We start from the raw sequence: 16,717 nt of genomic DNA on the forward strand, positions 1-16,717 counted from the left end.
CCGGGGTGACGGCAATTCGCGAGAAGCACCGCCCCTACAACCACTCCGGCACGCGCTCTGCGGCAAGGATCGTCTCCGCGGCGATCCGGTCGGCGACCACCGCATAGCGGTCGCCGTCGACCAATACCTCGGGCACCAGTGCGCGGCTGTTGTAGGTCGACGCCATCGTCGCGCCATACGCTCCAGCGGTGCGAAGCACGGCGAGGTCGCCGCCCTTCACCGCGTCCATCTCGCGCGCCATCGCGAAGGTATCGCCGGTCTCGCACACCGGACCGGCGACGTTCGCCGTCATCCGCTCGCCGGTCGGGATCACCGCATCGACATCGTGCCATGCGTCGTACAGCGCCGGACGCGCCAGATCGTTCATCGCCGCATCGACGATCACATAGGGATGCAGCACCCCCGGCTTCACCCAGATCACGCGCGTCAGCAGCACGCCGGCATTGCCCGCGATCACGCGGCCGGGCTCGAACATTAAGTGTGCGTCCCAGCCCTTTGTGACGCGCTCGACCATCGCGCCATATTCGGCAGGCGTGCGCGGATCGTCGCCGGCCTTGTAGCGCACCCCGAGGCCGCCGCCGAGATCGACGCGCGCCACCGGATGGCCCGCGCCGCGCAGATCGTCGACCAGCAGCTTGACGCGCCGGTACGCCGCCTCGAGCGGGGCAAGGTCGAACAACTGGCTGCCGATGTGGATCGCGACGCCCTGCATCGACAGGCCGGGCAGCGCGGAAAGCCGCGCGTACATCGCCGGGGCCTGATCGATCGGCACGCCGAACTTGTTCTCCTTGCGGCCGGTCGAGATTTTGGCATGCGTGCCCGCATCGACGTCGGGATTCACCCGCAGCACCGCCCGCGCGGTCATTCCGCGTTCGTGCGCGAGCTGTGCGAGGACGACGCCTTCTTCTTCCAGCTCGAGGTTGAACTGGCCGATCCCGGCTTCCAGCCCGCGCAGCAATTCGGCGCGCGTCTTGCCGACGCCGGAAAAGACAATCCCGCTCGCCGGAATGCCCGCCGCCAGCGCGCGCGCCATCTCGCCACCGGAGACGACGTCCGCGCCATAGCCTTCGGCGGCGACGACGCGCAGCACCGCGAGATTGGGGTTCGCCTTGATCGCATAGGCGAGATGCACGTCGGGCACCCCCGACAGCGCATCGCGAAACGCGCGCGCCTGCGCGCGGAAGGCGGCGGCGGAATAGACGTAGACGGGGGTGCCCACCTCGTCGGCGATGCGGGTCAGCGGCACGCCCTCGCACCACAGGGCACCGTCGCGGTAATGAAAATGGTCCATGGTCACTCGCAGATAATCGTCAGCGTGGGGGAAGGTCGAACGGGTCGGGCTCCCGTTTCTGCGAGCTTTTCAAGACCTCCCCGGTCCGTTGCGGCCGCGCCTGCACCGACGGGGTCAGCAATGCCCCGACCGCAGGCTGTTGCGCCGCGCCGTACGGCGTGACCGGCATCGCCTGTCCCGGCGCGGGCTTCAGCGCCTGCGTCGATCCGCACGCGGCGAGCGGGAGCGCGGCGAGGATTAGCAGCGCCCTCACGCGCGCGCCGCCCGGATCGCGGCGCGGACATTGTCGGGCGCGGTGCCGCCGAAGCTCTTGCGGCTCGCCACCGAGGCATCGACCGACAGCACGCCGTACACCGCGTCGGTGATCCGCGCGTCGATCGCCTGAAGGTCGGCGAGCGGCACCTTGTCGAGCGTGCAGCCGAGCGCCTCGGCACGCGCCACCGCGCGCCCGGTGATGTGATGCGCCTCGCGGAACGGCACATCGGCCTCGCGCACCAGCCAGTCGGCGAGGTCGGTCGCGGTCGCGAAGCCGCTCTCCGCCAGCGCGCGCATCCGCTCGATGCGGAAGGTCGCGCTCTCGATCATGCCGGTCATCGCCGCGATCGAGATCGCCAGCAGGTCGTGGCACTCGAACACCGGCGGTTTGTCGTCCTGCATGTCCTTGGAATAAGCGAGCGGCAGCCCCTTCATCGTCACCATCAGGCTGACGAGGCAGCCGGTGATCCGCCCGCTGTGCCCGCGCACCAGCTCGGCCGCGTCAGGGTTGCGCTTCTGCGGCATGATCGAGCTGCCGGTCGACCATTGATCGCTGAGCGACACGAACCCGAACGGCTGCGACGCCCAGAGCACGAACTCCTCCGCCAGCCGGCTGAGGTGAAGCGAGCATTGCGCGGCGGCGGTCAGGTAATCGAGCGCAAAGTCGCGGTCGCTGACCGAATCGAGGCTGTTGCGTGTCGGGCCGTCGAAACCGAGCGCGGCAGCGGTGGCGTGGCGGTCGATCGGGAAGCCGGTCCCCGCCAGCGCCGCGGCGCCGAGCGGGCAAAGGTTGCCGCGCGCGCGATTGTCGCGGAAGCGGCTGATGTCGCGCGACACCATCTCGTGATAGGCCATCAGATGGTGGCCGAGCGTCACCGGCTGCGCGGACTGCAAATGCGTGAACCCGGGCATCACGCTGCCGGCATGTTCCTCGGCCCGCGCCAGCAGCGCCGCATCAAGCGCGTCGAGCGCCGCCAGCACCTGATCGGTGGCGTCGCGCACCCACAGCCGGAAGTCGGTCGCGACCTGGTCGTTGCGGCTGCGCGCGGTGTGCAGCCGTCCCGCCGCCGCGCCGATCGCGTCGGACAGACGCGCCTCGGTCAGCATATGAATGTCTTCCATCGCCAGATCGTCGGGCACGCCGTTTTGGGCATAGCCGGCCGCGACCTGCTCCAGCCCGTCGCGGATCGCCGCCGCATCGGCTGGCGAGACGATGCCCTGTTCGGCGAGCATCGCAACATGCGCGCGGCTGCCCGCGACATCCTGCTGCCACATCCGCTTGTCGAAGGGAATGGACGCGTTTATCTCGCGCATCACCGCGGCGGGCCCTTCGGCGAACCGCCCGCCCCACATCTGGTTGGAACCGCTCATGGCATCCCGCGTCGCGATCGTCTGTCTCCTCGGCACCGCGCTGGCAATCGCCGCGTGCGATAAGCCCTCCCCGGCCAACGAGCAAGCCGAGGTGGCGAGCAGCGACGAGGTCGCCGCCACCGCCGCGCCGAAGGTCGACAAGATCGACCGCAGCCGCAAGGGCGAGCGCGCGCCCGACGTCCTCTTCACCCCCGCCGCGGGCGGCGCCGCCACCACGCTGGCGGCGTTCAAGGGCAAGCCGGTGCTGGTCAACCTGTGGGCGACCTGGTGCGCGCCGTGCGTCAAGGAGATGCCGACGCTCGATGCCGCCGCCGCGACGCTGGGCGAGAAGCTGCCGGTGCTCGCGATCAGCCAGGATATGGAGCCCGCCAAGGCCAACGCCTTCCTCGCGCAGCGCAAGTTCGCGCATCTGCGCGCGTTCCTCGACCCGAAGCTGGGGCTGAGCACCGGCTATGGTGCGAACCTGCCGACGACGATCCTGTACGGCGCCGACGGCAAGGAGATCTGGCGCGTGACCGGCGACATGGACTGGACCGGCGCGGAGGCGAAAAAGCTGCTCGCCGAGGCGGCGTAAGAGGCGACCACCACTCTCCGTTATTGCGAGCGGAGCGAAGCAATTAAGATCCGGACCAGGACGCCCCGGATTGCTTCGCTTCGCTCGCAATGACGATCCTCACAGGAACATCATGACCGGCCCCGCCCCCACCAGCACCGCGCCCGCGCTCGTCGCGGTGATCGTCGCGAACGCGGCGCTCGCGTTCGGGCCGCTGTTCGTCCGCGTCGCGGATACCGGGCCGGTCGCCGCGGCGTTCTGGCGGATGGCGCTGGCGGTGCCGGTGCTCGCGGCGATCGCGCTCGCCACCCGCAAGTCCGCCGCCGCGCCGTCCCGGCGCGTGTGGCTGTTCGTCGCACTGGCCGGCCTTGCCTTCGCCGCCGATCTCGGGACGTGGCACCTCGGCATCCTCCACACCACGATGGCCAACGCCACGTTGCTCGGCAATTCGGCGACCTTCCTGTTCCCGCTCTGGGGGTTCCTCGTCGCGCGCGCGTGGCCGACGCGGATGCAGGGCATCGCGCTGTTGCTGGCCGCCGCCGGAGCCGCGCTGTTGATGGGGCGGTCCTACCAGCTCGACCCGCGGCATCTCGCGGGCGACCTGCTGTGCATCGTCGCGGGCGTGCTCTACGCGCTGTACTTCATCCTGATGTCCGACGTGCGGCGCGCGCTCGCCCCGTGGCCGGCGCTGGCGCTGTCGTCGCTCGCCTCGTTGCTCCCGTTGCTCGGCTATGCACTGATCCTCGGCGAGAAGATCATGCCGCAGCACTGGACGCCGCTGCTCGCGCTGGCGCTGGTGTGCCAGCTGCTCGGGCAAGGCTGCATGATCTATGCGCTTGGCCGGCTCCCGCCGCTGGTGATCGGGCTGGCGCTTCTCATTCAGCCTGCGGTGGCGGCGACGATCGGCTGGGCGCATTTCGACGAAGCGCTCGCCGCGCCCGATTTCGTGGGGATCGCGATGATCGCTGCGGCATTGGTGCTGGTGCGCGACACGCGGCGCGCTGCTAAAGCGCCGCCACCCGCCAATCCGGTGCCGGAGGAAATGCAATGACCGAGGATCTGACGCCGGAAGACCTGACGCCGGAAGACCTGACGCTGGACGAGGTGCGCGCGCGCCTCGCGCCCGCGATCGCCGCCAATGCGGCGTTCGATGGCTGGGGCGACACCGCTCGCGATCTCGCCGCCGAGCAACAGGGCATCGACCGCGATGTCGCGCGGCTCGCCTTTGCCGACGGGGCGGTCGCGATGATCGACGCATGGTTCGGGCACGTGGATGCCGGGATGGCCGCGGCGCTGCCCCCGGCGACGCTCGCGGCGATGAAGATCCGCGAGCGCATCACCGCGCTGGTCGAGGCGCGGCTCGCCGTGCTGGCTCCGGAACGGGAGGCGCTGCGCCGCGCACGCGCGATCCTCGCGCTGCCCGTCAACGTTGCCGCCGCCGCGCGACTCGGCTGGCGCAGCGTCGATGCGATGTGGCGGCTCGCAGGCGACACGGCGACCGATTACAATCATTACACGAAGCGCGCGATACTGCTGGCGGTCTATGCCGCCACCACCACCGTCTTCCTCGACGACGACAGCGAGGAGCAGGCGGACACGCGTGCCTTCCTCGCGCGGCGGATCGACGGGATCATGCGGTTCGAAAAGGCCAAGGCGCAATTCACCCGCCGCACGCAGCATCGCCCTAGCCTCAGCCGGTTCGTCGGCCGGCTGCGCTATCCGGTCGTTTGAAGCACCAGATCGGGCCAATGGCGAATTGATAATCAATCTCATTGTGCTTATAGAGGCCTGGTGACCACGCCCATCAGCCTCGAAACGCTTCCGCGGCATCAGGCCGCCATCGTCGACGACATCGACTGGTCGCGACTCGCCACGCCGGAAGCGCGGCGGCTGCGCGAGCTGGGGTTTGATTCGGGGGTTCCGGTGCAGGTGCTGCACCGCGCGCGGCTGGGTGCCGGGCCGGTCGCGTGCCGGATCGGACGGATGACGGTCGCGCTGCGCCGCCCGGTGGCCGGCGCAATCCGCGTCTCGGTCGAGCCGCTGGCGGCCGAGTGACGCGCCACCGGCGCGACGCGTGATGGAAATGCCCCCGCTGGTTGCGATGGTCGGCAATCCGAATGCCGGCAAAAGCGCGCTGTTCAACGCGCTGACCGGCGCGCGGCAAAAGGTCGGCAATTATCCCGGCGTTACCGTCGAACGCCACTCGGGCCGGCTTGCACTCGATGACGGTCGCCCGGTCGAGCTGGTCGACCTGCCCGGTGCGTACAGCCTCGAACCCTCTTCCCCCGACGAGCGCGTGACGCGCGACGTGCTGCTTGGCGCGCAGAGCGGCGAGCGGCGTCCGGACGCGCTGGTCGTAGTGCTCGACGCCGCCAATCTCGACAACCACCTGCGCTTTGCGATGCAGCTGATCGCGCTCGGACTGCCAGTGGTGATCGCGCTCAACATGGTCGACCTCGCCGAACGCGACGGGCTGGTGCTCGACCCGACGGTGCTGGAGCGCGCGCTGGGCGTACCGGTCGTTCCAACCGTCGCGGTGCGCCGCCGCGGGATCGACGCGTTGCGGGCGACGCTGACCACCTTGATCGGCGCACCCGCCGCGCCGGCCGCACCCGCGGTTCCGGTCGAGGACATCCGCACGCTGCAACGTCGCGCCCGCGCACTGTCGCAGGCCGCGACGATCAGCGAGACGCCGACGCGCCGCTGGCACCATGCACTCGACAGTGTCGCGCTGCATCCGGTGTTCGGCCCGATCCTGCTCGTCGCCTTGCTGTTCGTGATGTTCCAGGCGGTGTTCAGCTGGTCCGAGGCGCCGATCAGCTGGATCGAGGACGGCTTCAAGGCGCTGGAGGCCGCGATCAAGGGCATGATGCCCGACGGTTTCCTGCGCTCGTTGCTTACCGACGGCGTGATCGCCGGGGTCGGCGCGGTGGTCGTCTTCCTGCCGCAGATCCTGATCCTGTTCCTGTTCATCCTCGTGCTTGAGGCGTCTGGCTATATGGTTCGCGCCGCGTTCCTGATGGACCGGTTGATGGCCGGGGTCGGACTGTCGGGGCGCGCGTTCATCCCGCTGCTGTCCAGCTTTGCCTGCGCAGTGCCCGGGATCATGGCCACGCGCACGATCGACGACGAGAAGGACCGGCTGACCACGATCCTGATTGCGCCGCTGATGACCTGTTCGGCGCGGCTGCCGGTCTATACGATCATCATCGGCGCGTTCATTCCGGCGCGGCAGGTGCTGCCGTTCGTCGGGTTGCAGGGGCTGGTGCTGCTCGGTCTCTACCTGATGGGGATCGGCGGCGCGTTCGTGGCCGCACTGCTGCTCCGCCGCACCGTCACCAAGGGCGAAAGCTCTGGCTTTATGATGGAGATGCCCAAGTACCAGATGCCGCGCCTCCATGATGTCGCGATCGGGCTGTGGAGCCGCGCGGCGATCTTCCTGAAGCGGGCGGGCACCACGATCGCGCTGACCACCGTCGTGCTGTGGGCGCTGCTCAGCTTCCCGCAGGCGCCCGCCGGGCAGAAACAGGTCGAATATTCGATCGCCGGGCGGATCGCGAGCGGGCTGGAGGTCGTCGTGCGTCCGATCGGCTTCAACCACGACATCGCGCTCGCACTGATCCCGGCGATGGCCGCGCGCGAGGTCGCGGTCGCGGCGATCGGCACCGCCTACGCGATCGACGACACCGAAGACGAGAATGGCGCGAAGAGCCTCGTCGATAACCTGCGCGGACGCTGGTCGTTGCCGACCGCGCTCGCCTTCCTGATGTGGTTCGTGTTCGCTCCGCAGTGCATCAGCACAATCGCAGTGACGCGGCGCGAGACGAACGGCTGGAAATGGCCGGTGTTCATGTTGGCTTATCTGTTCGTGACCGCCTATGTCATGGCCGGAATCACGTTTTGGCTGGCGACGTTCGCCGGTCTCTAAGAGGGCTTCATGGCAGGCAGCGTTAACAAGGTCATTCTCGTTGGCAATCTCGGGCGCGATCCCGAGTCGCGCTCGTTCCAGAACGGCGGCAAGGTCGTGAATCTCCGCATCGCGACGTCAGAGTCGTGGAAGGATCGCAACACCGGCGAGAAGAAGGAAAAGACCGAATGGCATTCGGTCGCGATCTTCAACGAAGGGCTGGCGAACGTCGCCGAGCGGTTCCTGCGCAAGGGCAGCAAGGTCTATATCGAGGGCCAGCTCCAGACGCGTAAGTGGCAAGACCAGCAGGGCAACGACAAGTACAGCACCGAGATCGTGCTGCAGGGCTTCAACTCGGTGCTGACGATGCTCGACGGCCCGGGCGGGAACGCCGGCGGCGGTGGCGGCAGTGGTGTTCGTGACGACTTCGGCGGCGGCGCAGACGATTTCGGCGGCGGAGGCGGCTACGGCGGCGCGCGCAGCGGCGGCGGCGGTTCGCGTGGCGGCAGCGGCGGCAGCAGCACTGGCGGCGGCGGCGCGGGCGGTGGATCGCGCAGCAGTGGCGGCGGCAATTACGGTGGCGGCTTCGCGGACGACCTCGACGACGACGTACCGTTCTAGGTTCGGTCGCTCGCGTGAACGCTTCCTCCTCCAGCCGGCCAGCCGGAACCGTCGTCGACGCCCGGTCGGTTGACGAGCGGGAGCGGCGTGCCGCCGTCGATGCGCTCGATCTGGTGCCGCTGCACCGTGCCGCAGCGCTCAAGCAGATCACCGACTTCGCGGCGCAGCTGTGCGCCGCGCCGATCTCGCTGGTGTCGCTGGTGGAAGAGGAGGAGCAGACGTTCCTCTCCGCCACCGGCACCGCGCTGGCCGGGACGCCGCGCGACATGTCCTTCTGCGCGCACGCGATGTGGCAGGACGATCTCATGATCGTCACCGACGCGACACAGGACCCGCGCTTCGCGGACAATCCGCTGCTCAACGATCCCGGCGTGCGTTTCTATGCCGGCGCGCCGCTGGTGACCGACGGCGGCGTCCCGCTCGGCGCGCTGTGCATCCTCGACACCGTTCCGCGGCCGGAGGGACTGACCGCCTTCCAGGCGGAGGGGCTGCGCATTCTTGCCGGATCGGTGATGGCGCGCATCCACGGCTCGCGCGATCATGCGGTGTCGCGGGCGGCGCAGGCCGAGGCAGCGGAGAGCGAAACGCGTTTCCGCGTGCTCGCCGACACGATGCCGCAGATGGTGTGGTCGACGCTGCCTGACGGCTTCCACGATTATTATAACGCGCGCTGGTACGCCTTCACCGGCGTACCGGCGGGATCGACCGACGGCGAGGCGTGGAACGGCGTGTTCCACCCCGACGACCAGCTGCGCGCCTGGGCGGCGTGGCGGCAGTCACTCGAGACCGGTGATCCGTACGAGATCGAATATCGCCTGCGCCACCATGACGGCAGCTATCGCTGGGTGCTCGGCCGCGCGCTGCCGATCCGCGATGCCGACGACGCGATCACGCGCTGGTTCGGCACCTGCACCGATATTCACGAACAACGCATTGCGTTGGAACAGCGCGAGATCATCAGCCAGGAGCTGAGCCACCGCATCAAGAACATCTTCTCGGTAGTGGCGGGCCTCGTGCATCTGACCGGACGCACGCATCCGGAGCTGGCCGGGCTACTCGGCGAGTTGCGGCAGCGGATCACCGCGCTGGGCCGCGCGCACGATTTCGTTCGTCCGCACAGCGACCAGTCGCGCCCGACGGTGCGGCAGGACAGCCTCCACGGGCTGCTCGCGGAGCTGTTCTCCCCCTATCAGGCGCGTGCCGGTGAGCGGATCCGGATCACGGGTGACGATGTCACCGTCGACGACCGCGCCGCCACCCCGCTGGCGCTGATCTTCCACGAGCTGGCGACCAACGCGAGCAAATATGGCGCGCTGTCAGTCGCCGAGGGTGGCGTAGCGGTGAGGATCGCGATCGACGCGCCGGACGTCGTGCTGCATTGGTGCGAGCGCGGCGGCCCGACGCTCGCCGGGGCGCCCGCCCGCGCCGGGTTCGGCTCGCAGCTGATCGAGATGAGCGCATCGCGCCAGCTGGGCGGAACCGTGACACGCGACTGGCACGCCGACGGGCTGGAGGTGACGGCGCGCGTGCCGCAGGTGGCGTTCAGCCGCTAGTCTCAATCCGGCCGCTCGCCCGATCGGCCGGCATGCCCCGCAGGGCTTCGTTCAGACAGCCGAGGTCCAGCGCACAAAGTCGATGCACTCCACCCCGCCTTCGTCCGCCTGCGCCGCCGTACGAGCCGCGGCAAGGATCGCCTCCTCGTTAAACGGTTTGCGGACATAGCCCAGCGCAGTGTCGCGATTGGTGATTTGCCCGGGATTGGCGGTGACGAACACCACCTTGACCCCATGGTCACGCGCGATCCGCGCTGCGATATCGGGTCCGGTCGGCCCATCGCGCAGATTGACGTCGACGAAGGCGAAGCGGCAGCCGGGCGCTGCCTCGATTGCCGTCGCAGCGTCGGCGGCGATCGCCGCGACATGGTAGCCCGCGTCTTCCAGAATGCGTTCGAGATCGAGCGCAACGAAAATCTCGTCTTCGACGATCAGGGCCGTCGGGTTCATGGCGCACATCCGTTCACGGCGACTTAACCGCGATCAACTTTGCTTTGTTCCCGGCGCAGCAGGAAGATCGCGTGCTCGGCAAGGAAGTTAGCCGCCGCCCCGCCGGTCTGCTTGTCGCCCGACAGGAACCACGCCCCCTCCACGATCACCCCGCGCTCGGCGAGATGCGCGCGAAAATCGTCGATGGTCAGGTGGTGGATGTTGGGCGTGTCGTACCAGCGTTCGGGCAGCAGCCGCGTCACCGGCATCCGCCCGCCCCACAACAGCGACAGCCGCACCCGCCAATGCGCGAAATTGGGGAAGCTGACGAACGCGAACCGTCCGATCCGCAGCAGCTCGTCGAGCACGCGATCGGGCGCGCGCGCGGTCTGCAGCGTCTGGCTGAGGATCGCATAGTCGAAGCTCTGGTCGGGGTAGCCGGCAAGATCGGTATCGGCATCGCCCTGGATCACCGACAGCCCGCGCCCGACCGCTGCCGCGACGTTGCCGGGTTCCAGCTCCAGCCCGCGCACGTCTACGCCGCGTTCGTCGCGTAGCGCCGCCATCAACTCGCCGTCGCCGCATCCGACATCAAGCGCCCGCGCCCCGGCGGGTAGATGCGCGGCGATGATCGCCAGATCGGGTCGCAAGCTCATCGCCCGGCACTCAGGAAGCCGCGAATGACGCGATCGAGTTCCGGTGAGTCGAGCAGGAACGCGTCATGCCCGAACGGGCTCGACAGCTCGACGAAGCTCGCCGGCGCGCCCGCCGCCATCAAGGCATGAACGATGCTGCGCGACTCGGTCGTCGGGTACAGCCAGTCGGTGTCGAAGCTGACAAGGCAGAAGCGGGTTGCAGTGCCGCGGAAGGCGTTGGCGAGCAATCCGCCATGCTCCTCGGCCAGATCGAAGTAATCGAGCGCGCGGGTGATGTAGAGATAGCTGTTGGCATCGAACCGGTCGGTGAACGCCAGCCCCTGATGTCGCAAATAACTTTCGACCTGGAAATCGGCGTCGAACCCGAACGACTTCTGCGCGCGCGCCTGCAGGCGGCGTCCGAACTTCTCGGTCAGCCCCGCCTCGGACAGATAGGTGATGTGCGCCGCCATCCGCGCCACCGCCAGCCCGGCGGCGGGCGGATCGCCGTCGTAATAGTCGCCACCACGCCAGTTGGGATCTGCCATCACCGCCTGCCGCCCGACCTCGTGGAAGGCGATGTTCTGCGCCGAATGCCGCGCGGTCGAGGCGATCGCGACGCACTTCTCGACCCGCTCGGGGAAGGTCGCCGCCCAGCTGAGCGCCTGCATCCCGCCCATCGACCCGCCGACCACCGCCATCAGCTTCGCGACGCCGAGATGATCGAGCAGCAGCGCCTGCGCGCGCACCATGTCGCGGATCGTGATGACCGGAAATGCCATCGCATAGGGACGGCCGGTCGACGGATCGACGCTCGCCGGACCGGTCGAGCCCATGCACGAGCCAAGCACGTTGGTGCAGATCACGAAATAACGATCGGTGTCGATCGGCTTGCCCGGCCCGACCATCCGCTGCCACCAGCCCGGCTTGCCGGTCCGCGGGTGCGCGCTCGCCAGATGCTGGTCGCCGGTCAGCGCATGGCAGACCAGCATTGCATTGCCGCCGTCCGCCGCCAGCGTGCCATAGGTTTCATAGGCGATCTCGACCGGCGCGAGCAGCGCGCCGCCATCGAGCCGGAGCGGCCCGGGCAACACGACGCGGCGCGACAGGCCGAACCGCTGATCGAGCGAGGAAGGCGTGGTGAGCATGGAACCGCCGCCTTTACCCGCGGCGCGGCCGGGGTGTCGAGACACGTCTGCGTCCGCGCCGCCGGGCGTGACCCGCAAGTAGGGCAGCGCGTCGAACGACGCGGGAGCGAGCGCCGGAGCCGCACCGTTCCTGCTCATCCGCCGGCTTCCAAATCCATGTTGCGCGGTTCGTCGGCCGTGTTGACTAATCTGTAAGGAGTGCTGCCTAGCGCGGATTCAAGGGCATGGAGGCCATATGGGATTACTGGATTCACTCGCCGGCTTCATCGACAACGAAGGTCTCGCCGAGGCATTTGCGGTCAAGCCCGACGACCCCGCCAAAGTGCGCCGCCCGCTGCTCGACGGCATCCAGCGCACGCGGGAACAATATGCGGAACGCACGCCCGGCACCGCCAAAGCGGGCGGCCGCTGGTGGCAGATCCAGAACGGCATCGTCGCGTTCACCGTCAGGCTGCCCGGCGGCGCGCTGCCGCTCAACGGATCGGCGACCAACCACCTGCCCGAGGCGATGTTCGCGGTGTTCCTCGACAAGCTGGAGCAGGCGGTGGAAGCCGGCGAGCTGGACGACGCGCTGAAGGCGCATCAGGAAGATCGCGCCCGCTCGCAGACGGCGAGCACCCCCCGTCGCAAGGAGCGCAGCGGCGAACGCCATCCCGGCACCGACCGCGAGGACTGGGACACGCTCACCTGGGCGCAACGCCAGAAGGTCAACGCGTTGTTTCGGGAGGGCAGAAACCCCGACGGCAGCGTGATCGCCGAGGTCGGCTACAAGCCCGACGCGCCGCTCTAGGCGCACCCGCCCCCTTCCCCCGACGCCCCGCGCGCGCTACCCGCGTCGACCATGACGAACGCGCCCGCTCCCAAGCCCTGGATCATGGATATCGCCCCGTACATCCCGGGGCGCTCGACCACCGACGACGGTCGCACCGTCGCCAAATTGTCGTCGAACGAGAACCCGCTCGGCACCTCGCCCGCCGCGCGCGCGGCCTATGCCTCGGCGGCCGACACGCTGGAGCGCTATCCCGATGCCAGCGGCGCGATCGTGCGCGAGGCGATTGCGGGACGCTTCGGGCTCGACGCCGCCCGGATCATCTACGGCAACGGTTCGGACGAGATCCTCCACCTCGCTGCGGGCGCGTTCGCCGGGCCCGGCGACGAGGTGATCTTCGTTCGTTACGGCTTCGCGGTGTATGAGATCGCGACGCGGCGGGTCGGTGCGACCCCGGTGATCGCGCCCGACCATGACTATGCGACCGACGTCGACGCGATCCTCGCCTGCGTGACCGAGCGCACGCGCGTCGTCTATGTCGCCAACCCGAACAATCCGACCGGCACCTTCGCGCCCGCCGCCGAGATCGCGCGGCTCCACGCCAGCCTGCCCGGCAACGTGTTGCTGGTGCTCGATCAGGCGTATGCCGAATATCTTGCCGATCACGACGACGATGGCGGGCTGGCACTGGCGAAGACCGCGCGTAACGTGCTGGTGACGCGCACCTTCTCGAAAATTCACGGCCTCGCTGCCGAACGGATCGGCTGGGGCTATGCCCACGAGGAGATCGTGCAGGCGCTGCACCGCATCCGCCTGCCATTCAACATCACGATCGGCGGGCAGCGGGCCGCAGTCGCCGCGATCGAGGACCGCGCCTTCGTCGAACATACCCGCGCGCATAATGCCGAGTGGCGGGCGTGGTTCGCGGAGGAAATCGCCAAGCTCGGCAATGCCGGGCTGCGTGCGATCCCCAGCGAGGCGAACTTCGTGCTGGTGGTATTCGAGGGCGAACTGACCGCGGAGACCGCCTACAAGGGGCTGATGGACGCGGGCTATATCGTCCGCTGGCTGCCGGGTCAGGGGCTCGCGCAGGGGCTGCGGATCACGATCGGCACCGAGGACGAGACGCGCGGTGTCGCCGCGGCGCTGCGCAATCTGGTCGAGCGTGGGGCGGCTCCGGCGCATGCCACCGCGCCCGATAAGGGTATCGAGCGCGGCTGATGCTGCCGTTCGCGCGTGTCTCGATCATCGGCCTCGGGCTGATCGGCTCCTCGATCGCGCGCGCGGTGCGGCAATATATGCCGACCGTGCGGCTGACCGGGCATGACGCCGACGCAAGCGTGCGCGAGACCGCGCGCCGCATCGACCTGCTCGACGACATCACCGATCATGCCGGCGCAGCGGTCACTGACGCCGATCTGGTGATCCTGTGCGTGCCGGTCGGCGCGATGGGCGCGGTCGCCGCCGAGATCACCGCCGATCTGCCCGCCGACGCGATCGTCAGCGACGTGGGAAGCTGCAAGGCGTCGGTCGCGCAGGCGCTGTCGGCGGTGCTCCCGCCCGAGCGCGTCGTCCCCGCGCATCCGGTCGCCGGCACCGAGCAGAGCGGGCCGGAGGCGGGCTTTGCGACGCTGTTCCGCCGCCGCTGGTGCATCGTCACCCCGCTTCCTGACAGCGACGAGGCGGCGACGATCCGCGTCGAGGATTTCTGGCGGCGGCTCGGCGCGGACGTCGAGCGGATGGCGCCCGATCACCACGATCTCGTCCTCGCCGTCACCAGCCATCTGCCGCACCTGATCGCCTATACGATCGTCGGGACCGCCGATGATCTGCAACAGGTGACGCAGTCGGAGGTCATAAAATTCTCCGCTGGCGGGTTCCGTGATTTCACGCGCATCGCGGCGTCGGACCCGGTGATGTGGCGCGACGTGTTCCTGTCGAACAAGGAAGCGGTGCTGGAGATGCTGCAGCGCTTCAGTGAGGATCTCAGCCAGCTACAGCGCGCGATCCGCTGGGACGACGGCGACGCGCTCCACGACCGCTTTGCGCGCACCCGCGCGATCCGGCGGTCGATCGTCGATCAGGGCCAGGACGACGCCGCGGCGGATTTCGGCCGCAAGCACGACTGACCTACCTTTCGTCATCCCCGCGGAGGCGGGATCCAGAACCTCTGCCGTTTCGACACTATCGACGGACCTGCGCGTCTGGATTCCCGCCAGCGCGGGAATGACGGACAAGGCTCAAATCAGCCCCAGCTCGCTCAGCTTTCCCATCAGCACCGGCGGCATCGCGGCCAGCCCGTCCGCTACATCGCCATCCAGATCGACCGGCGCATCGCCCGCCTCCAGATAACGCCAACCCTGATGCGCCCGCCGCGGCTGCGCCAGCACCAGCCGCAACGCGGGGTCGATATGGATCGCCACCCGCCCGCCCTCGGCCTCGGCGAACGACAGGATCGGCGAGCGCGCGACCAATTGGTGCTTGATGATCCAGAACAGCGACCCCTGCCCCGCCACTTCCTCATGCCGCTTGGGCAGGTAGCGCGTGGTCAGGAAGACCGGTCCGGCGGCGGCACGCGCCTGCAACCGTTCGGCAAGCAGGTCGACGCTCGCCGCGCCGAACGCGACCTTGGTGAGATGAAGCGGCATGGAAACAGCGATGTGGGTCGGCAGCACGCCGCCCGCAAGATCAGCGCAGCGGCGTCTCGAGCAGCTGCGCCATCTTCGCCTTCATCGCACGGATCGTCGCGACGGGCAGCGTCTGCAGGCTGCTCATCGAGATGCTGCGCGGATTCACCGGCCGCCCGTTCTGCCACACTTCCCAGTGGAGGTGCGGTCCGGTCGAGATGCCGGTCGACCCGACATAGCCGATCACCTGCCCGCGCGCGACGCGCATGCCCGCGCGCACCGCGAACCGGCTCATATGGCCATAGCCGGTCGTCAGCCCGCCGGCGTGCGCCAGCTTGACGAAATTGCCATAGCCGCCCGCGCGCCCCGCCAACTGCACCACGCCGTCCATCGCGGCATAGATCGGGCTGCCATAGGGCGCGCCGATATCGGTGCCCTTGTGCATCCGCATGAAGCCGAGCAGCGGGTGCATCCGCATCCCGAACGTCGAGGTGACGCGCCCGGCGACCGGCATCCCCATCGTCCCGCGCCGCTCGACCTGCCCGCCCGGGTCCATCAGCGTGCCGCCGTCTTCGCCGTCGCGGGCGCCCCAGCGCACCAGCGTCACCTTCTGCCGGCCCTGATCGAGCCCGGCATATTGCAGCTGTCCGACCTCGACCTCGCCGGTCGCGGCACGCTGCTGGTCGGCGACGATGTCGAATGTATCGCTCGGATCGATCCGCTCGATCGGCATGTGTGCGCCGAGCGCCTTGAGGTAATTCTCGACCACCCGCGCCGGCACCCCCGCTGCGCGCGCCGAGCGATACAGGCTCGCGCCGACGATCCCGCGGACGTGCAGCGGGGTGCGGTCGATCGCGATCGGGCGGCGCAGCACCGTCAGCCCCTCGCCCGCGCGCAGCACCGTCATGTTAAGATCGAACGCGGCGCGGAAATCGAGCTTTTCGAGCGGGCGCGGCTGGAATTTGGTCGGTCGCCGCCCGAGTGTCAGCGACAGCAACGTCCCCGGACGCAGCGTCGCGCTGCCGACCAGCGACGCCACCCGCGCCGCCTCGCCGCCGCCCACCCCGGCGCGCTGCAAGGTGCCCGCCAGCGTGTCGCCGTCGCCAAGCGCAGCGGTCAGCTCGATCTGCGGACGTTCGGGCGTTTCGCTCAACGGGCGCACCAGCGCCCCCGCCGCCATCCGCCGCCCGGTCGTCGCGCCCAGCGCGAGCGGTGCGAACGACTGCGTCCGCGCTTCCTCGAACGCCGCCTCGCCCATCACCGGTGCGCTCGCCCCGATCAACGGCTGAAAGCCCGGCGACAGGAACCACGCGCCCGCGCACAAGGCGGTGCACGTCGCCAGCCCGCGCCACCATGTCCGGCTGCCGATGTCGCGGCCGAGATCGGGCACCCAGTCGGCCTCGCGCGCCGCGGCACGCGCGCGGTGCAGCCACGCGCGATCGTCGGACGGCAGAACGACCCGGCCGGGCACGCCCGCGCCCGCACCCGCCCATTCCAGCCCCTGTTGCTCGCGCAAGAACACGCCGGCTTCTGCCCCGCTCTCGAAAAAGCACGCCGC

Annotated in this window: 18 protein-coding genes; 10 read left to right on the plus strand and 8 right to left on the minus strand. The window is 69.1% G+C overall.

Translation table 11 applies throughout. The features are described from left to right. Positions 1 to 34: 34 nt before the first annotated feature. From lysA to argH, 3 genes are read right to left on the minus strand one after another with little or no spacing between them, the layout of a single operon-like run. Complete coding sequence (gene lysA, locus BACI71_RS00380; protein ID WP_159753533.1) at positions 35 to 1,291, minus strand: diaminopimelate decarboxylase; 1,257 nt, start codon at positions 1,289 to 1,291, stop codon at positions 35 to 37. 19 nt (positions 1,292 to 1,310) lie between these two features. Then, the gene (locus BACI71_RS00385) at positions 1,311 to 1,544 is read right to left on the minus strand and encodes a hypothetical protein (RefSeq protein WP_159753536.1); all 234 of its coding nucleotides are present in this window, start codon (positions 1,542 to 1,544) and stop codon (positions 1,311 to 1,313) included. Next, entirely contained in the window at positions 1,541 to 2,899 is a 1,359-nt protein-coding gene (gene argH / locus BACI71_RS00390) for an argininosuccinate lyase (RefSeq protein WP_159760690.1), read from the minus strand. Before argH ends, BACI71_RS00385 begins: the two co-directional genes overlap by 4 nt. Positions 2,900 to 2,915: 16 nt before the next feature. On the opposite strand from argH, the gene BACI71_RS00395 reads away from it, so the two are divergent. From BACI71_RS00395 to BACI71_RS00425, 7 genes are all read left to right on the plus strand, one after another. Beyond that, complete coding sequence (locus tag BACI71_RS00395) at positions 2,916 to 3,491, plus strand: TlpA family protein disulfide reductase (protein WP_159753539.1); 576 nt, start codon at positions 2,916 to 2,918, stop codon at positions 3,489 to 3,491. Positions 3,492 to 3,603: 112 nt separating this feature from the next. After that, positions 3,604 to 4,521 (plus strand): DMT family transporter, encoded by a 918-nt coding sequence (locus tag BACI71_RS00400; protein ID WP_159753542.1) that lies wholly within the window; start codon positions 3,604 to 3,606, stop codon positions 4,519 to 4,521. Next, positions 4,518 to 5,201 carry a COQ9 family protein gene (locus BACI71_RS00405; RefSeq protein ID WP_159753545.1) on the plus strand — a complete coding sequence of 228 codons (684 nt, stop codon included), beginning with the start codon at positions 4,518 to 4,520 and terminating at the stop codon, positions 5,199 to 5,201. The genes BACI71_RS00400 and BACI71_RS00405 overlap by 4 nt, the downstream gene beginning before the upstream one ends. A gap of 60 nt (positions 5,202 to 5,261) precedes the next feature. Next, on the plus strand, positions 5,262 to 5,525 hold the full coding sequence (locus tag BACI71_RS00410) for a FeoA family protein (RefSeq protein WP_159753548.1): 264 nt from the start codon (positions 5,262 to 5,264) through the stop codon (positions 5,523 to 5,525). A 22-nt stretch (positions 5,526 to 5,547) separates the two neighbouring features. After that, on the plus strand, positions 5,548 to 7,398 hold the full coding sequence (gene feoB / locus BACI71_RS00415; RefSeq protein WP_159753550.1) for a ferrous iron transporter B: 1,851 nt from the start codon (positions 5,548 to 5,550) through the stop codon (positions 7,396 to 7,398). Between the two features lie 9 nt (positions 7,399 to 7,407). After that, a complete protein-coding gene (gene ssb, locus BACI71_RS00420; RefSeq protein WP_159753552.1) occupies positions 7,408 to 7,998 on the plus strand; it encodes a single-stranded DNA-binding protein in 591 nt (196 codons plus the stop codon). Between the two features lie 14 nt (positions 7,999 to 8,012). Beyond that, on the plus strand, positions 8,013 to 9,551 hold the full coding sequence (locus BACI71_RS00425) for a sensor histidine kinase (RefSeq protein WP_443018441.1): 1,539 nt from the start codon (positions 8,013 to 8,015) through the stop codon (positions 9,549 to 9,551). Between the two features lie 51 nt (positions 9,552 to 9,602). Here the strand turns inward: BACI71_RS00425 and BACI71_RS00430 are convergent, their stop codons facing one another. The 3 genes from BACI71_RS00430 to metX are packed head-to-tail and all read right to left on the minus strand — an operon-like array spanning position 9,603 to position 11,763. After that, positions 9,603 to 10,001: a response regulator gene (locus BACI71_RS00430; RefSeq protein ID WP_159753554.1), complete on the minus strand. Its 399-nt coding sequence runs from the start codon at positions 9,999 to 10,001 to the stop codon at positions 9,603 to 9,605. Positions 10,002 to 10,024: 23 nt separating this feature from the next. Then, on the minus strand, positions 10,025 to 10,636 hold the full coding sequence (metW, locus tag BACI71_RS00435; RefSeq protein WP_159753556.1) for a methionine biosynthesis protein MetW: 612 nt from the start codon (positions 10,634 to 10,636) through the stop codon (positions 10,025 to 10,027). Next, on the minus strand, positions 10,633 to 11,763 hold the full coding sequence (gene metX / locus BACI71_RS00440) for a homoserine O-acetyltransferase MetX (protein WP_159753558.1): 1,131 nt from the start codon (positions 11,761 to 11,763) through the stop codon (positions 10,633 to 10,635). Before metX ends, metW begins: the two co-directional genes overlap by 4 nt. A 235-nt stretch (positions 11,764 to 11,998) precedes the next feature. Between metX and BACI71_RS00445 the strand changes: the two genes are divergently transcribed. From BACI71_RS00445 to BACI71_RS00455, 3 genes are all read left to right on the plus strand, one after another. Further along, on the plus strand, positions 11,999 to 12,553 hold the full coding sequence (locus BACI71_RS00445) for a hypothetical protein (protein ID WP_159753560.1): 555 nt from the start codon (positions 11,999 to 12,001) through the stop codon (positions 12,551 to 12,553). Positions 12,554 to 12,637: 84 nt separating this feature from the next. Next, on the plus strand, positions 12,638 to 13,753 hold the full coding sequence (hisC, locus tag BACI71_RS00450) for a histidinol-phosphate transaminase (protein WP_443018442.1): 1,116 nt from the start codon (positions 12,638 to 12,640) through the stop codon (positions 13,751 to 13,753). Continuing rightward, positions 13,753 to 14,661 (plus strand): prephenate/arogenate dehydrogenase family protein, encoded by a 909-nt coding sequence (locus tag BACI71_RS00455; protein ID WP_159753564.1) that lies wholly within the window; start codon positions 13,753 to 13,755, stop codon positions 14,659 to 14,661. Before hisC ends, BACI71_RS00455 begins: the two co-directional genes overlap by 1 nt. A 111-nt stretch (positions 14,662 to 14,772) precedes the next feature. On the opposite strand, the gene BACI71_RS00460 is transcribed toward BACI71_RS00455, so the two are convergent. Further along, on the minus strand, positions 14,773 to 15,180 hold the full coding sequence (locus BACI71_RS00460; RefSeq protein WP_159753567.1) for a DUF1489 family protein: 408 nt from the start codon (positions 15,178 to 15,180) through the stop codon (positions 14,773 to 14,775). 40 nt (positions 15,181 to 15,220) lie between these two features. Continuing rightward, on the minus strand, positions 15,221 to 16,681 hold the full coding sequence (locus BACI71_RS00465) for a M23 family metallopeptidase (RefSeq protein WP_159753570.1): 1,461 nt from the start codon (positions 16,679 to 16,681) through the stop codon (positions 15,221 to 15,223). Positions 16,682 to 16,717: the final 36 nt, after the last annotated feature.

Source organism: Sphingomonas sp. 8AM, assembly GCF_902506455.1.
In the GTDB taxonomy this organism is placed as follows: Bacteria; Pseudomonadota; Alphaproteobacteria; order Sphingomonadales; family Sphingomonadaceae; genus Sphingomonas.

Excerpts from the sequence above, each read along its gene's own strand:
- lysA (WP_159753533.1), bottom strand. The coding sequence starts at position 1,291 with ATGGACCATTTTCATTACCGCGACGGTGCCCTGTGGTGCGAGGGCGTG.
- argH (WP_159760690.1), bottom strand. The coding sequence starts at position 2,899 with ATGTGGGGCGGGCGGTTCGCCGAAGGGCCCGCCGCGGTGATGCGCGAG.
- BACI71_RS00395 (WP_159753539.1), top strand. The coding sequence starts at position 2,916 with ATGGCATCCCGCGTCGCGATCGTCTGTCTCCTCGGCACCGCGCTGGCA.
- BACI71_RS00400 (WP_159753542.1), top strand. The coding sequence starts at position 3,604 with ATGACCGGCCCCGCCCCCACCAGCACCGCGCCCGCGCTCGTCGCGGTG.
- BACI71_RS00405 (WP_159753545.1), top strand. The coding sequence starts at position 4,518 with ATGACCGAGGATCTGACGCCGGAAGACCTGACGCCGGAAGACCTGACG.
- feoB (WP_159753550.1), top strand. The coding sequence starts at position 5,548 with ATGGAAATGCCCCCGCTGGTTGCGATGGTCGGCAATCCGAATGCCGGC.
- ssb (WP_159753552.1), top strand. The coding sequence starts at position 7,408 with ATGGCAGGCAGCGTTAACAAGGTCATTCTCGTTGGCAATCTCGGGCGC.
- BACI71_RS00430 (WP_159753554.1), bottom strand. The coding sequence starts at position 10,001 with ATGAACCCGACGGCCCTGATCGTCGAAGACGAGATTTTCGTTGCGCTC.
- metW (WP_159753556.1), bottom strand. The coding sequence starts at position 10,636 with ATGAGCTTGCGACCCGATCTGGCGATCATCGCCGCGCATCTACCCGCC.
- metX (WP_159753558.1), bottom strand. The coding sequence starts at position 11,763 with ATGCTCACCACGCCTTCCTCGCTCGATCAGCGGTTCGGCCTGTCGCGC.
- BACI71_RS00445 (WP_159753560.1), top strand. The coding sequence starts at position 11,999 with ATGGGATTACTGGATTCACTCGCCGGCTTCATCGACAACGAAGGTCTC.
- hisC (WP_443018442.1), top strand. The coding sequence starts at position 12,638 with ATGGATATCGCCCCGTACATCCCGGGGCGCTCGACCACCGACGACGGT.
- BACI71_RS00455 (WP_159753564.1), top strand. The coding sequence starts at position 13,753 with ATGCTGCCGTTCGCGCGTGTCTCGATCATCGGCCTCGGGCTGATCGGC.
- BACI71_RS00460 (WP_159753567.1), bottom strand. The coding sequence starts at position 15,180 with ATGCCGCTTCATCTCACCAAGGTCGCGTTCGGCGCGGCGAGCGTCGAC.